At 65.2% G+C, this 15,015-nt stretch carries 14 protein-coding genes; 5 read left to right on the top strand and 9 right to left on the bottom strand.

Annotation, left to right across the window (positions count from 1 at the left end; genetic code table 11):
• Nucleotides 1-24 precede the first annotated feature (24 nt).
• The 6 genes from rsmA to lptF form a co-directional block, all read right to left on the bottom strand.
• A complete protein-coding gene (gene rsmA, locus IVB24_RS24315) occupies nt 25-879 on the bottom strand; it encodes a 16S rRNA (adenine(1518)-N(6)/adenine(1519)-N(6))-dimethyltransferase RsmA (RefSeq protein ID WP_247769305.1) in 855 nt (284 codons plus the stop codon).
• Nucleotides 879-1,904, bottom strand: coding sequence for a 4-hydroxythreonine-4-phosphate dehydrogenase PdxA (gene pdxA / locus IVB24_RS24310; RefSeq protein WP_247769304.1), 1,026 nt, complete (start codon nt 1,902-1,904; stop codon nt 879-881). The genes rsmA and pdxA overlap by 1 nt, the downstream gene beginning before the upstream one ends.
• Nucleotides 1,904-2,842, bottom strand: coding sequence for a peptidylprolyl isomerase (locus tag IVB24_RS24305; RefSeq protein ID WP_162308512.1), 939 nt, complete (start codon nt 2,840-2,842; stop codon nt 1,904-1,906). The genes pdxA and IVB24_RS24305 overlap by 1 nt, the downstream gene beginning before the upstream one ends.
• 66 nt (nt 2,843-2,908) lie before the next feature.
• The gene (locus IVB24_RS24300; protein WP_247774162.1) at nt 2,909-5,305 is read right to left on the bottom strand and encodes an LPS-assembly protein LptD; all 2,397 of its coding nucleotides are present in this window, start codon (nt 5,303-5,305) and stop codon (nt 2,909-2,911) included.
• Nucleotides 5,306-5,397: 92 nt separating this feature from the next.
• Complete coding sequence (gene lptG, locus IVB24_RS24295; protein WP_247769303.1) at nt 5,398-6,495, bottom strand: LPS export ABC transporter permease LptG; 1,098 nt, start codon at nt 6,493-6,495, stop codon at nt 5,398-5,400.
• The gene (gene lptF / locus IVB24_RS24290; RefSeq protein ID WP_094974503.1) at nt 6,492-7,661 is read right to left on the bottom strand and encodes an LPS export ABC transporter permease LptF; all 1,170 of its coding nucleotides are present in this window, start codon (nt 7,659-7,661) and stop codon (nt 6,492-6,494) included. The genes lptG and lptF overlap by 4 nt, the downstream gene beginning before the upstream one ends.
• 340 nt (nt 7,662-8,001) lie before the next feature.
• On the opposite strand from lptF, the gene IVB24_RS24285 reads away from it, so the two are divergent.
• From IVB24_RS24285 to IVB24_RS24275, 3 genes are all read left to right on the top strand, one after another.
• Nucleotides 8,002-9,501 (top strand): leucyl aminopeptidase, encoded by a 1,500-nt coding sequence (locus tag IVB24_RS24285; protein WP_247769302.1) that lies wholly within the window; start codon nt 8,002-8,004, stop codon nt 9,499-9,501.
• 6 nt (nt 9,502-9,507) lie between these two features.
• The gene (locus tag IVB24_RS24280; protein ID WP_094974501.1) at nt 9,508-9,960 is read left to right on the top strand and encodes a DNA polymerase III subunit chi; all 453 of its coding nucleotides are present in this window, start codon (nt 9,508-9,510) and stop codon (nt 9,958-9,960) included.
• A 166-nt stretch (nt 9,961-10,126) separates the two neighbouring features.
• Nucleotides 10,127-10,618 (top strand): hypothetical protein, encoded by a 492-nt coding sequence (locus IVB24_RS24275; protein WP_247774161.1) that lies wholly within the window; start codon nt 10,127-10,129, stop codon nt 10,616-10,618.
• Nucleotides 10,619-10,762: 144 nt separating this feature from the next.
• Here the strand turns inward: IVB24_RS24275 and IVB24_RS24270 are convergent, their stop codons facing one another.
• The 3 genes from IVB24_RS24270 to IVB24_RS24260 form a co-directional block, all read right to left on the bottom strand.
• The gene (locus tag IVB24_RS24270) at nt 10,763-12,628 is read right to left on the bottom strand and encodes an ABC-F family ATP-binding cassette domain-containing protein (RefSeq protein ID WP_247769301.1); all 1,866 of its coding nucleotides are present in this window, start codon (nt 12,626-12,628) and stop codon (nt 10,763-10,765) included.
• A 52-nt stretch (nt 12,629-12,680) separates the two neighbouring features.
• Nucleotides 12,681-12,854 carry a hypothetical protein gene (locus IVB24_RS24265; protein ID WP_162848645.1) on the bottom strand — a complete coding sequence of 58 codons (174 nt, stop codon included), beginning with the start codon at nt 12,852-12,854 and terminating at the stop codon, nt 12,681-12,683.
• 226 nt (nt 12,855-13,080) lie between these two features.
• The gene (locus IVB24_RS24260; protein ID WP_166474906.1) at nt 13,081-13,335 is read right to left on the bottom strand and encodes a sulfur globule protein precursor; all 255 of its coding nucleotides are present in this window, start codon (nt 13,333-13,335) and stop codon (nt 13,081-13,083) included.
• A 314-nt stretch (nt 13,336-13,649) separates the two neighbouring features.
• Between IVB24_RS24260 and ndk the strand changes: the two genes are divergently transcribed.
• Entirely contained in the window at nt 13,650-14,072 is a 423-nt protein-coding gene (ndk, locus tag IVB24_RS24255) for a nucleoside-diphosphate kinase (RefSeq protein ID WP_094896700.1), read from the top strand.
• Between the two features lie 41 nt (nt 14,073-14,113).
• Complete coding sequence (locus IVB24_RS24250; protein WP_094974497.1) at nt 14,114-14,974, top strand: TerC family protein; 861 nt, start codon at nt 14,114-14,116, stop codon at nt 14,972-14,974.
• The last annotated feature ends 41 nt before the right edge of the window (nt 14,975-15,015 follow it).

Here is a 15,015-nt window from a genome sequence, read left to right as displayed (position 1 = left end):
TTTCTTTCCTCCGGAATTTCAATTTCACGTTTCGGCTCGTATATCCGCCAATTCACGGGCCATGGCAACAAAGCCGGAAATGGGAATGGTCTCGGCGCGCCGCGTCGCATCGACACCGGCGGCAGCGGAGAGCCGCGCCGGATCGACGCCGAGCGATTTCAGGCTCTGGCGCAGCATCTTGCGGCGCTGGCCGAAGGCGGCGGCCGCGACCTGCTCGAGCAGCTTGCGATCGCAGGCAAGCGGCTCAGCGCGCGGCACCAGGCGCACGACCGAGGACGTGACCTTCGGCGGCGGCACGAAGGCGGACGGCGCAATGTCGAACAGGATCCTGGTCTCGCAGCGCCAATTGGCGAGCACGCCGAGCCGGCCATAGGCCTCTTCGTCCTCGCGCGCGACGATGCGCTCGCCGACCTCGCGCTGAAACATCAACACCAGCATGTCGTACCAGGGCGGCCAGGGCTCTGTGGTGAGCCAGCCGATCAGGAGCTGGGTCGCGATGTTGTAGGGCAGGTTGGCGACGATCTTCGCGCGTTCGCCATCGAGCAGCGGACGGGGATCGAAAGTCATGGCATCGCCATGCACGATTTCGAGCCTGCCAGGGTAGCGCGCGGAAATATCCTGCAAGGCCGGGATCGCGCGCTCGTCATGCTCGATGGCGATGACGCGCCGCGCGCCGAGCGCGAGCAGCGCACGTGTCAGCCCGCCCGGTCCGGGGCCGATCTCGACGATCGTGGAGTCTTCGAGCGGGGCTGCTGCGCGCGCGATGCGGGCGGTGAGATTGAGGTCGAGCAGGAAATTCTGGCCAAGCGATTTGCGCGCCGACAGCGCGTGCTGGCGAATGACCTCGCGAAGCGGCGGGAGGTCGTCGATCGCGCTCATCAGCTTTGCGAAGCCGCCATGCGGCTGGCCAGCCTCAAGGCCGCGATCAGGCTGGCCGGATTGGCTTTGCCGGTGCCGGCGATGTCGAAGGCGGTGCCGTGATCGGGCGAGGTGCGGATGAAGGGCAGGCCGAGCGTGACGTTGACGGCGTCGTCGAAGGCGACGGTCTTGATCGGGATCAGTGCCTGGTCGTGATACATGCAGATTGCGCAGTCATAGGTGCTGCGCGCGGCCTCGTGGAACATGGTGTCGGCGGGCAGCGGGCCCCTGGTCTCGATGCCTTCGCTGCGCAATATCTTGAGCGCGGGAGCGATGATGGTCTGCTCCTCGTGACCGAGCGAGCCGTCCTCGCCGGCATGCGGATTGAGGCCGGAGACCGCGATGCGCGGCTGCGCGATGCCGAAGCGCGATTTCAGCTCGGCTGCGACGATGCGCACGGTCGAGACGATCAGCGCGCTGGTGAGCTCTGCCAGCGCATCGCGGATCGAGACGTGGATGGTCACGGGCACCACGGCGAGCCGCGGCGACCACAGCATCATCACCGGCTGCGGCACGCGGCCGTCTTTCGCGGCGAGCTCGGCGAGGAATTCGGTGTGGCCGGGATGACGGAAGCCGGCGCGATAGAGCACGCTCTTGGCGATCGGATTGGTGACGACGGCGCCGGCGCGGCCCTCGCGGACATCGGTGACCGCCTGCCGGATCGAGGCGAGCGCGGCCGGCGCGCTCGATGCGTCGGGCTTGCCGGGCTCGGCGGTCGCGCGCTCGCCGGTGGTGACCAGGGGGAGGGCATCGGCGAAGGCGGAAACGGCTTCGCCGGGGGGCACCGCCGCGGTCCTGATATCGGCACCGATCGCTCGGGCGCGCCGTGCGATCAACGCCTCGTCGCCGAGCAGATAGAAGGCGGGCAGGTTCAGTTCACGGCGCCGGAGCCAGGCTGCGATCGTGATGTCGGGGCCAATGCCGGCGGGCTCTCCCAGGGTCAGGGCAAGGGGAAGGGCATGCGGTGTGGCTGCGCGGTTGGCCATCAGCGGTTGCGATATTCGATCATCGCCGCCTTGCGGAGCTCGTCGAGATAGGCCTTCTGGGTCTTCTCGTACTTCTCCTGATACATCTTCTCGCGGACCTCGCGCTTCTTCGGCGTGTCGATCATGGTCGGCTTGCGCGAGCACAGCGCCACCATCTCGATGCCGTTCTTGGTCATCTCGGGCGCGGTCAAATGGCCGATCGGGGTATCGTCGAGCACCTTGCGCAGCGGCTCGGGCAATTCCGCGGTGGTCTTGGTGATCGTACCGCGGATCGTGGCGTTCGGCGTCGAGCGGAACAGCGAGTTGGCTTCCTCGCAGCTTGCGACCCGCGTGCGGTAGGTCTCCGCTTCCTTCTTGCGCGTCTCCAGGAACGCCGCGGAGGAGCCGCGCGGCACGATCAGCACGATCGGCTGCATCTTGTATTCGGTGCCTTCGATCTGGAGCTTGTCGCCGGTCTGGGCCTGCACGGCCTGGGCGACGTCGCGCTCGCCGACGAGCAGCTTCTCCTTGAAGCGGCCGCGCACGAGGCTGGTCCAGACCATCTCGGCCTTCATGCGGCTCTTCAGCGTTTCGGGGCGGACGCCCTTGGTTTCGAGCGACTTGGTGAGCTGCTCCGGCGAGATGCGCATGCGCTGCGCCATGCCCTCGTAGGATTGGTTGACGTCGGAGATACCGGGATCGACGCCGTACTTCCTGCCCTCCTTCATCTTCACCTTGTCGTCGATCAGCTCGTTGATGACCTCCTGCCGCGGCGGCGTCTTCTGCGTCGTCAGCTGGTCGAGCTTGGAGCGCTGCTCGATGTCGTAATCGGTGATCGGGTCGCCGTTGACCATGACGACGATGTTCTGCGCGCGCGACGGCGATGGCAGTCCGGTCAGGATCAGTCCGGCAGCGAGGGCGATGATGAGGAGGCGGAAGATAGGCAATGAGGTCGTCATGATTGTCGCTCGCATGTCAGCCGCGTCGAGCCTGTGATGGGGCAACGCGCCGGCACTTCAAACCGTTCACTGGAGGCCGGCGGAATTGCTGCTCGTCGACGAGGTCGCCAGCGTGCGCAGGCCGATCTGGAACATGAACGCATGGCTCAGCACGGGCGGCGCGGTGCCCGCCGCATAGCTATACGAAGTTACGTAGTTCGCCGCCAGCACGAAGCAATCGTCGACATAGCCGGCACCGAGCACATACTGGTTGATCTTGTTGGCCTCGAGGTCCCACCGCGCCGAGCCCGACACCACCCAGTTGGTCGCGATCTTCAGCGAGCCCGAGGTCAGGATGCCCTCGCGGCGGGTCAGATAGCCGAGTTCCGGCTGCGGCGCGTAATTGCCGTACAGCACGCTGACCGCCCAGCGGTTGAAGTTGGCGCGGCCTTCCGCCTCGAAGCGCTGCACGTTCCAGGTCTGCTCGTCCATGCGGGAGCGGACGCTGAACGTGTAGGTGCTGTTGGGCGAATAGCTGGTGCTCGCGACGTAATCGGAGCGCGGCTTGTCCAGGCCGGAATCGAGGCCGGTATTGATGGAGTCCTGGACCGCGAAGGAGTTCATGCCGAACAGCTGGTAGGACTGGCCGAACAGCACCTTGACGGCGCCGCCCTTGTCGAACTGCGTGGTGGATTGCACGCCGACATTGGCGCGGCCGCCGCCCTCGACGCGGTCATAGCCGGAGAACTTGTCGACGCTGAACAGGTTCGAGGCGTCGAACACCATGCTCTGGGCGTCCTCGTTCGGGAGCTTGCCGGCATAGGTCTCGTTCGGCCGGATGATGATCTGCGCGATCGGCTCGACGGTGGTCGAACCCCAGGGTTGAATGTTGATGAAGGGATAGCGGTATTCCAGGCCCACGGTCGGCATCAGGCGGAACGCCTGGGTGTCGCCGACGGGAAGATAGTTCGACACGCCCGGCTGGTTCGAGACCGAGGAGTTGATCGCGTCGGCGCGCAGGCTGGCGAACGGCGTCCAGATCTGGCCGAGCGGATCGGTGAAGGATTTGCGCCACTGCGCCTCGGCGGTGAGGCGGGTATAGGTGCCGGGGAAGCCGCGCAGCAGGCACTGCGACGGCGTGCGGGCCAGCGGATCGGCCGACGCCGTCGTGCACAGGCTGCTGGTGTTGGCGACCGTGGTGATCGGGTCGAACACCGCCTCGTCGCGCGACAGGTTCACGAAATTGGTCTTGTAGCTGAACTCGCCGCCGAACACCGGATAGTTGAGCACGTTGGAATAGTCGATCACCGGATAGACGATCGGCACCTGGCTCTGGTTGCCCGAATAGCTCAGCCAGTACATCGTGCGCGCGTCGAAGAAGCTGCGGTTGCCGACGCCGGTCAGATAGAGCTGCGACAGCGCTTCCGTCGGCAGCAGCAGGAACGAGCCGAGCGGATCGCGGTACTGGTAGAGCCGGTAGTCCGAGAAGAAATAGTAGTCGGACATCAGGACGCCGTCCCAACCCCAGACCCATTTGTCGTTCAGCGCGAACTGACCCTTGGTGTCGACGGCGCCGCGGAACTGCTTGTCGCCGGGCTGGCCGGAAAACGCGCCGGGATCGAGCTGGTTGATGCCATAGGCTCGGATCTGGTAGGCGCCGTCGATCAGGCGCTGGCGGAATTCACCCTGCAGCAGCACGCCCTGCCGCGACAGGAAGCGGGGGGTGATGGTTGCGTCCATGTCGGGCGCGATCGCCCAATAATACGGAACCTCGGCGCCGAATCCCGTGTTCGTCGTGCCCGGGAAATAGCCGGGCATCAGGAAGCCGCTCTTGCGCTTCACGGTCGGGTCGGGCGTCGAGAAATAGGGCATGTAGGCGATCGGCACGCCGAAGAATTCGAGCGACGCTGTTTCGAAATACAGCATCTTCTCCTGCTGGTCGTGGATGATGCGCGCACCCTTGACCTGCCACAGCGGCGGCTTCTTCGGATCGTCCTTACACGGCGCGCAGGCCGTGTAGACGCCGTTCTCGAACACCGTGTAATTGCCGTCGGAGCGGTCGGAGCGGCTCGCGGCCATGCGGGTCTGGTCGGCGGTATCCACACGCAGCGAATCGACGAAACCGTCGCGGTAATCGTCGGAGAGATCCAGGATCTCGGCATAGGTGATCTTGCCGTCGGCATCCGTCATGCGGATGTTGCCTTCGGCATGCAGCCGCTTGGTCTTCTGGTCGTAGATGACCTTGTCGGCCTCGACGCTGGTGCCGTTGTAGAACAGCTGGACGTTACCGACCGCGGAAACGCGCGAATTGTTGTAGTCGTAGTCGACCTCGGTCGCCTGAACCAGCATCTGGTTGTCGTTGGCGACCTTCGGCGGCTTCGGGCGCGGCGGCAGCGGATTGTAGGTGAAGCTCTGGGCCGAGGCGGGGGCCACGGCGGCAACATCGATCAGCGCGCCGAGCGATGCCACGGCGGCGACAGCCATCACCAGCCTGCGAAGAGCCAAGCCTGATCCCTTCGCGCGCATCACCATGCGGCGCGTCAAACCAGACACGGGTCCTCGATGGACGGCAGTCACTAACCGTCCTCCTGGTACAACAAGGCCAAAAAGCCGGTGAGGCCACCCACCACCGCGGGCAACCACGCCGCAGCGATCGGATGCATCAACTCAGCCTTGCTCAAGTCTTCAGTCACTTTCGACAGAACGTAGAGCAGAAAGCCTGCGCCCACGCCACTCAAAACCATCTTTTGCACGCCGCCCATCCGGAAGAAGCGCAACGACACCGAGGCCGCGAGCATCACCATGGCGGCCAGCAAAAACGGCTGTGCCAAGAGCTTCTGATACTGGAGTCGGTATCCGGCTGTCGCGAAGCCCGAGCTTTCGGAGGAGCGGATGTAGCTCGGTAGTTGCCAAAAGGACACAGTCTCGGGGGTGGAAAAACTGTTGCGGACCTGCGCCTCGGTCAGCGTCGTCGGAATCTCCAGAGTGGCCTGGTCGATCGGCGGAGAGTCCAGCGAGAAGCGGCGAACGGACTTGAACAGCCAATGGCCCGCCTCCAATGTCGCCTCGCGCGCCTCGACCCGCTCCTTGAAATGGCTGTCTGTGTCAAAGCGGAACAGCGTCAGGCCGGTGAGTCGGACGCCCTGCTGCTCGCTGCGCGCGGCGTTGATAATGGTCTGGCCGTCGCTGGTCAGCTGATTGAGCCAGAAGCCGGAGGCGTCCTGGATGCCGCCGCCGGGTGCCGAGCCGAACAGCTCGGCTTCCATGCGCTTGGAGAGCTCGCGCAGATTCGCCGACATCGGATTGTAGGCGATCGTCGCGATCACCCCGATCAGGAGCGCGCTGCCGAGCGCCGGCGAAATGAACTGCCATGCGGAGATGCCGGCGGCGCGCGCAACCACGAGCTCGAGTCGGCGGGAGAGGGCGAGATAGCAGGTCATGGCGCCGATCAGCATGCAGAACGGCGTCAGTTTCTCCAGCAGCTGCGGCACCCGGAACAGCGAGGTCTCGGCCACCATCAGCGCCGAGGCGGACGCCAGCCCCGAGGTCTTGCGCACCATCTCGATGTAGTCGACCAGCACCAGCAGCAGGAAAATGCCCAGGAACACGCCGAGCGCCGCGATCACGAAGCGGCCGGCGAAATAGCGTCCGAGTGTATTGGTGAGCATGCTCATGCGGTGGCCGGCCGTCCGAACAGCCGCGCGATGCGCGCGTTCGACCTGTTGATGGCTTCCATGAGGCCAGGGGGCGGCTCGACCACGACGCCGCCGATGATCATCCACAGCCCGACGCCGATGGCGCCAAAGACCATCGCGTATTGGACCAGGACCGGGCTCGATGACTTCACTGCCATCACCGAGCAGGCAAAGCCGGCCATGCGCAGGCCGAACACCGCGACGACCGAACCGCCGATCGAGAAATTGCGGCTCTGGCGGGTGGTGCGGGGCGCACCGAGGAAGGCGAAGGTCAGCACGGCGAAGGCGAAGGGATAGATCGGCGCGAGCAGGCTGTCATGCAGCGCCGAGCGGAACTGGCCGGGAATCTGCTTGTAGACGGGGTCGTTCTCGGACGGCGAGAACAGCTCCCAGAGATAACGCTCGCGGATGCCGAGGGTGACGTCGCGGCCCTGGCCCGAGAACTTCGACATGTCGAAGCCGTAGCGGCCGAACGCCACCAGCGCGGGATCGCGCTTGCCCGCCTCGAAGCGCTGGAGATTGCCGGTCTCCAGCACCAGGAACGAGCCGGTCTCATTCTTCACGACCTCGCCGTGCTCGGCGACGATCGAGACGCGCTCTTTGGGATCGCGGCGGTCGTCGATGAAGATGCCGGCAAGGACGCCGCCGGGCTGGCGTTCGCGAATCCGGATCGTGAGATTCTGGTCGAGCTGGGCGAAGCGCCCGGGCTGCAGGATGTTGGTGAGCACGTCCGCGGTGATCTCGGCATCCCACTGCTTGATCCGCCGCATGCCGTCGGGAGCGAGATAGGCCGCGATGAAGGCCACCAGCAGCGCCACCACGCAGGTGGCATAGAAGAACGGAAGGAACAGCCGGATCGGCGACAGGCCGGCGGCATTCATCACGATGATCTCGGAATCGGTCGCGAGCTTGTTCAGCGTGTGCGAGATCGCGATCATCAGCGCGATCGGCGAGATGATCAGGACCAGCGCCGGCACGACGAGGCTGGTGATGCCGAGGAAGGTGAGGATGGTCTGACCCTGGCTCGTCATCAGGTCGATGCCGCGCAACGCCTGCGTAATCCAGATCACGCCGGTGAGGCTGACCAGGATCAGCGCAAACGACGCCAGCGTCGTGCGGAAGATATACCTATCGATCGACCCCATGCGCTACCGCACGAATCCCACCAAGTCCCCAATGTCGGCCGAAATTCCCGCTGCCCAACCAATCCCCCATCAGGGGATCCCCAAGGTTGGCCAGCGCCTCTTCCGCCAGCTCACTCTCTCACTACCATCCCTTTGATCCGTCAACAAAATGGCTGCCCCGTGGCACCCTCATTATACGGTTAATATTTCCCTCGTTGTGGCGTTGAGGCCACGGGGGGTGCTTGGCATCTGCCGGGGCGCTGGCCCATAGTGCGGATGGCTCAATGAATCGCCGTTCAGGTCCGGCCCCGGCCAGGGACCCTGAATAGCAAAAAGACCAAGATTTTTGAAGGAGTTACCCATGTCCGATGCCATCAAGGTCGGCTTCGTCCCATTGTCTGCTGCCGCCCGTGGCATCCTGGTCGTGTTCTGCGACGACAGTCTGAAGGTCGGTCCGGCGACGGCCAAGGCGCTGGGCGGCGCTGTCGAACTCGTGAAGCGCGCGGCCGCCGCTGCCGCCTTCAAGGGCAAGACCGGGGCTGCGCTCGACATCCTGGCGCCGGAAGGGGTGAAGGCCACCCGTCTGCTCGTGATCGGCGCCGGCAAGGCGGCCGGCCTGAAGGCGAACGATTTCCTCAAGTTCGGCGGGGTGGCGGCGGGCAAGCTTGCCGCGGGGGCGGCCGCCATGACCGTCATGGCGGAACTGCCGAGCGGTGCCATGACGAGCGAGCAGGCGGTTGCGATCGCCTCGGGCCTGCGCCTGCGCGCCTATAAGTTCGACCGCTACAAGACCAAGAAGAAGGACGGCGAGGAGGGCAGCTCGCGCGCCGACATCTCGCTTGCGGTCGGCGATGCCACTGCTGCGAAGAAGGCCTTTGCCTCGGCCGGCCACGTCGTCGACGGCGTGATCATCGCGCGCGACCTCGTCAACGAGCCGCCGAACGTGCTCTTCCCCGAGGAATTCGCGCGCCGCGCCAGTCAGCTCCGCAAGCTCGGCGTCAAGGTCGAGGTGCTCGACGTCAAGGCGATGCAGAAGCTCGGCATGGGCGCGCTGCTCGGCGTCGGCCAGGGCTCGGCGCGGCCGAGCCGCACCGTGATCATGCGCTGGGACGGCGGCAAGAAGGGTGAGGCGCCGGTGAGCTTCGTCGGCAAGGGCGTCTGCTTCGACACCGGCGGCATTTCGATCAAGCCGGCCGGCAGCATGGAGGACATGAAGGGCGACATGGGGGGCGCGGCCTGCGTCGTCGGCCTGATGCACGCGCTTGCCGCGCGCAAGGCCAAGGCCAACGTGGTCGGCGCCATCGGTCTCGTCGAGAACATGCCCGACGGCAATGCGCAGCGGCCGGGCGACATCGTCACCTCGATGTCGGGCCAGACCATCGAGATCATCAACACCGACGCGGAGGGCCGCCTCGTTCTGGCCGACGTGCTCTGGTACGTCGCCAAGAAGGTGAAGCCGAAATTCATGGTGGATCTGGCGACGCTGACCGGCGCGATCGTGGTCGCGCTCGGCACCGAGCATGCCGGCATGTTCTCCAACAATGACGAACTCGCCGAACGCCTGCTGGCGGCCGGCACCGAGACCGGGGACAAGGTCTGGCGCATGCCGCTCGGTCCCGAATACGACAAGCTGATCGATTCCCAGTTCGCCGACATGAAGAACACCGGCGGCCGCCATGGCGGCTCGATCACCGCGGCGCAGTTCCTGCAGCGCTTCGTCGACGGCACGCCCTGGGCCCATCTCGACATCGCCGGTACCGCCATGGGCGCGCCGAAGACCGACATCAACCAGAGCTGGGCAAGCGGCTATGGCGTCCGCCTGCTCGACCGCCTGGTCGCAGACCATTACGAACGCAAATGACCCGAGATGACTGAAGTCCTGTTCTATCATCTGCAAAACATGACGGTGGAGAACGTGTTGCCGCCGCTTCTCGAGAAATCGCTCGAGCGCGGCTGGCGCGTCGTGGTGCAGTCGACCTCGGAAGAGCGCGCCGACGCGCTCGATGCGCACCTGTGGACCTATCGCGACGATTCATTCCTGCCGCATGCGACATGGCGCGTGAACGATGCTGCCGATCAGCCGGTCGTGCTGGCAATCGAGGAGGGCAATCCCAACGGCGCCCATGTCCGATTCCTGGTCGACAACGCCGCCCTGCCGCAGGACGCGCAGGGCTATGCGCGCATGGTGATGCTGTTCAACGGCGACGATCCGGATGCCCTCGCGCTCGCCCGCAGCGCGTGGACGGATTGCAAGGCGCGGGGATTTGATGTCACCTATTGGCAGGCCGACGAGCGGGGCCGATGGCAGCGTCGGAATTAGGGGGCCTTCGCAATTAATGATAATTTGCACTTTTCGGGCGATGCTGGCTTTTGTCACCTTCGTGCCGCAAAGTGATGTTGGGACAATCGCTTAGGGCTGGTCCTTCACGCGGGGAATTTGGTTTATCGTGCGACATCAAAAGCTTCCCAGCTCGCTCATCGTTGCGTTGGCTGCCGTCGGGCCTCTGGTTGCGGGCTGCTCCGGCGGGACCGACCTGCTCGCGTCCGCCAAGGACGCACAATGGTTCAACACGCCCAGCCGGCTGTTCATCAAGAACATCTCGATCGAGTCGCCGCCGCTGACCCCCGACAAGCCGGTGGCCGCTGAGGATCTCGTCAGCGCCGACGGCGCCTGTCCCGGCATGACGCCGCCTCCGGGACCGGCCGATGCCAATGCGTCGACGACGGCGCCGGTCTCTTACGGCGGCACGGTCGCGCTCGGCCACACCGAATGCGACGTGGTGCGCGGCATCGGCGCGCCGTCGAACGTCAATCTCTCCAATGATGGCGCCGGGCGGCGCGTCGCCGTGGTGACATGGACGACGGGCCCGCGAGCGGGCATCTACACCTTCACGGCGGGTCGCCTGTCGTCGATCGAAGGCAATCCCGATCCGCAGCCGGTGCCGAAGGCAGCTAAGCCGAAGAAGAAGCACGCGTAACAAAATGCCCGTGTCCCGGACGCGGCGCGGCATGTAATGACGCGACGCTTAGCCGGGACCCATGTTTCAGCGTGCAAGCTGCTCCTGGGTCCGGGCTCTGCGGCGCATCGCCTTCGCGCTGCCCCCTTGGCCGGGGCACACGAGCTACCCAGCCGCTTCATCGAACTGCGTGCTCGCCTCCAGCCACTGCTCCTCCGCGCGCGCGAGTGCGTCGGCGGCATTGGCGCGGGCCTTCGACAATTGCGCGGCTTGTTTGGGATCGCGGGTAAAGATGTCGGGTAGCGACAGCGCGGTGTCGATCTTGGCGATGATCGCGCCGACGCGCGCGATCTCGGCTTCGGCTTCGGTGATGCGCTTCTTCAGCGAGCCGCGATTGTCCGACCTGGCGCGCTGCGGCTTTTCGCTTGCGACGCTGCGCTCGCGCGGGGCGGGCTCGCCGTTGCGCGCGGACAGCACCAGGCGGCGGTATTCGTCGAGGTCGCCGTCATAGTTCGTGACGGTGCGGTCGGCGACGATCCAGAGCTGGTCGGCGCAGGCCTCGATCAGATAGCGGTCGTGCGAGACCATGATGACGGCGCCGGGGAATTCGTTGATGGCCTCGGCAAGCGCTGCACGGCTGTCGATGTCGAGATGGTTGGTCGGCTCGTCCAGGATGATCATGTTGGGGCCGAAGAAGGTCGCAAGGCCGAGCAGCAGCCGCGCCTTCTCGCCACCGGACAATTTGCCGACCTTGGTGTCGGCCGCCTTGCCGGAAAAGCCGATCGCACCAGCGCGGGCCCGGACCTTGGCCTCGGGCGCATCGCCACCCATCAGCTTGCGGACGTGGTCGTAGGCGGAGCCGTCTTCGTTCAATTCGTCGAGCTGATGCTGCGCGAAATAGGCGATCGACAGCTTGTCAGCACGCGTCACCTTGCCGGAGAACGGCGCGAGGCGGCCTGCGAGCAGTTTGACGAGTGTCGACTTGCCGTTGCCGTTGGAGCCGAGCAGGGCGATGCGGTCGTCATTGTCGATGCGCAAGGTGACGCGATTGAGCACGGCGTTAGCCGGATCGTAGCCGACCGAAACGTTGTCGACCGCGATGATCGGCGGTGACAAAATCTTCTCCGGTGCGGGAAAGCCGATCTCGCGCACGTCCTGGGTGACCAGCGCCGTGATCGGCTTCAGCCGCTCCAGCATTTTGACGCGGGACTGGGCCTGGCGGGCTTTGGAGGCCTTGGCCTTGAAGCGGTCGACGAAGGCTTGCAGGCGGGCGCGCTCGGCCTCCTGGCGCTTGACCGCCTTGGCATCGAGCATCTCGCGCATGGCGCGCTGCTCCTCGAACGAGGAGTAAGTGCCCTTGTAGAGCGTGAGCTTGCCGCGCTCCAGATGCAGGATCTGGTCGACCGAGCTTTCGAGCAGATCGCGGTCATGGCTGATCACGATCACCGTGCGCGGATAATGCGCGAGATGATCCTCCAGCCACAGCGTGCCCTCGAGATCGAGATAGTTGGTGGGCTCGTCGAGCAGCAACAGGTCGGGGGCGGCGAATAGCGTGGCGGCGAGCGCGACGCGCATGCGCCAGCCGCCGGAGAATTCAGCGCAGGGACGGAGCTGGTCGGTGGCGGAGAAGCCAAGGCCGGACAGGATCGCAGCGGCACGGCTCGGCGCCGAATGCGCGTCGATGTCGACCAGCCGGGTCTGGATCTCGGCGATGCGGTGCGGATCGGTCGCGCTTTCGGCTTCAGTGAGCAGAGCCTCGCGTTCGAGGTCGGCCTTGAGCACGACGGAGATCAGGCTTTCGGGTCCGTTCGGGGCTTCCTGGGCGAGGCTGCCAACGCTCCAGCGCGGCGGCAGGCTCACCGAGCCGTGCTCGGCCGCGAGCTCGCCGCGGATCACCTTGAACAGCGTCGACTTGCCGGTGCCGTTGCGTCCGACCAGACCCACGCGCGATCCCGGCGTGATCTGCACGGAACTCTGGTCAATCAGAAGGCGTCCGGCGAGGCGGATGGAGAGGTCGGTGATCCCAAGCATGCGGCCTTGTCACCGCAAGGCGCGTCGAACGCAACCCGTTTTTCGCACCAGTTCAATGCTGGTCGCGGTCGCGCTGTCTCAGCTCGTTCATGAGCTGTTCGAGATGGGTCGGGAGTTGGGTTTCGGGACGCAGGCGCTGCTGGAGCCGTTCGCCCACGGCATCGCGAATCGAGCGACTGGTGCGGCCGTCGATCTGTTCGCTGTCATTGGCAAAAAGGGCGGCCATCGCGTTAGGTTCCGTGTGCTCAAAGTAAAGACACGGTACCAAGTCATTGACCCCCAAAATGGTTTCGCCGTTTTTGGGCAATGCCGGCATTCTCGTCAAAATTGCATGAATCTCGGCGCGTCCGCCCAAAATGCGAAGCCCCGGCGGGGGGATCGCCGGGGCTCCTCTAGGAAGGTACCTGTGGGGGCGCAGATACCTGTCGGTCTTCAGGAAGGTGCTGTCGGGCTCAGTAGCAGCGGTTGACCATCCGCCAGCGGGGTCCCCAGGGGGTCGGGACCAGCCGGCGCACATAACAGCCGCCATAACCGTAGGAGACGGGGGCATAGAAGCGCGGTCCGCCCCAACGGGGGCCGCCGTGCCAGCCGCCACCGCCATGCCAACCCGGGCCGCCGCCATGCCAGTGCGCTGAAGCCGAGGTCGGCGCCAGCGCGGCACCCAGCGCAACCGCAGCGACAGCGGCAAGCGAAAGTTTCCTCAACATGGTGATCTCCTCAAAACTGCCGGCGCGGGGCTATCGCGTCCGATGGAAAGGCCTCCGAAACGGTCCGCCCGGTGATCGGACTTCGGTTTCGATGCGGCCAACCCTACACCGGCGAGGCTGAACCGAATCCTGACGGAGCCTTCAGATTGGGTTCATCTGGGTGGAAATTGTCGTAATCCATGTTGAACCGCACCCTCGGGTCCTGCGGCGAAGCGCCTGTGACGTCACTCCGGCGGTCGCTTGCCGGATGACAAAGGCGCCGATATAAGCCCGGCAACTCGACAATCACCGCTTTTCTTCCCAAGGACAAGATTATGGCCATCGAACGCACTTTCTCGATCATCAAGCCCGACGCGACCGCCCGTAACCTGACCGGCGCCGTCAACGCCGTGATCGAAAAGGCGGGCCTGCGCATCGTCGCGCAGAAGCGCATCCGCATGACCAAGGAACAGGCCGAGACCTTCTATGCCGTCCACAAGGCGCGGCCGTTCTTCGGCGAGCTCGTCGAGTTCATGACCTCGGGCCCCGTGGTCGTGCAGGTGCTGGAAGGCGAGAACGCCGTCGCCAAGTATCGCGACGCGATGGGCGCGACCGACCCGTCCAAGGCTGCCGACGGCACCATCCGCAAGCTCTACGCCAAGTCGATCGGCGAGAATTCCGCCCACGGCTCGGATGCGCCGGAGACCGCCGCGATCGAGATCGCGCAGTTCTTCTCGGGCAACGAGATCGTCGGCTGATCCATCAGCCGTAATTTAAAGACTGGGCGAAAGGACCTATTGTGAACTGGCTCTGGCAGATCTTCGATCCCGCCACGATCGGGGCATTCTTCACCCAGTTTCGCAACGAGATGGCCGAACCGACCTTCTGGATTGCGGTCGGCAAGATCATCTGGATCAACATCCTCTTGTCCGGTGACAACGCGCTGGTGATCGCGCTCGCCTGCCGCGGCCTGTCGCCGCGACACCGTCTGTGGGGCATGATCTTCGGTGCTGGCGCCGCGGTGCTGCTGCGGATCATCTTCACCGGCATCGTCGCGACCTTGATGGAGCTGCCGTACCTCAAGCTGATCGGCGGTCTCGCGCTGATCGTGATCGCGGCCAAGCTGCTGGTGCCGGAACACGAAGACGACGACGACGTCGATGCTGCCTCGCATCTCTGGCAGGCCGTGCAGATCGTCGTGGTCGCCGACATCGTCATGTCGCTCGACAACGTCATTGCGGTCGCCGCGGCCGCCAATGGCAGCGTGCCGCTGCTGATCCTCGGCCTTGCCATCAGCGTGCCGCTGATCGTGGCCGGCGCGGCGCTGATCATGGCGCTGCTCGAAAAGCTGCCCGTGCTGGTCTGGGCCGGTGCGGCGCTGCTCGGCTGGATCGCCGGCGAGGTGATCGCGACCGATCCGGGCGTTGCGCCCAAGCTGCACACGCTGTTCGAAGGTTCGTTCGGCGCCTCGCTCGACGGCATGCTCGGTGCCTTGCGCATCCCGCCGCAGTTCGGCCATGGCGGTGCCGGCGGCGAATATTTCTGCGCGGCGCTTGGCGTCGTCGTCGTGCTGGTGGTTGGCAGCATCTGGCGCCGGCGCAAACTGACCTCTGCCGCACTGGCATCGTCCGAGCGGCACGCCAGGGCGTCGGCGGAGTAGGCGAGAGCACTATCGGTTCTGATTGAATCAGAACCGAAGCT

The sequence above is a fragment of the Bradyrhizobium sp. 192 genome (assembly GCF_023100965.1).
GTDB lineage: Bacteria > Pseudomonadota > Alphaproteobacteria > Rhizobiales > Xanthobacteraceae > Bradyrhizobium > Bradyrhizobium symbiodeficiens.
Note: the sequence above shows the minus strand (reverse complement) of the source record. Positions and strands in the feature narration are given on the sequence as shown.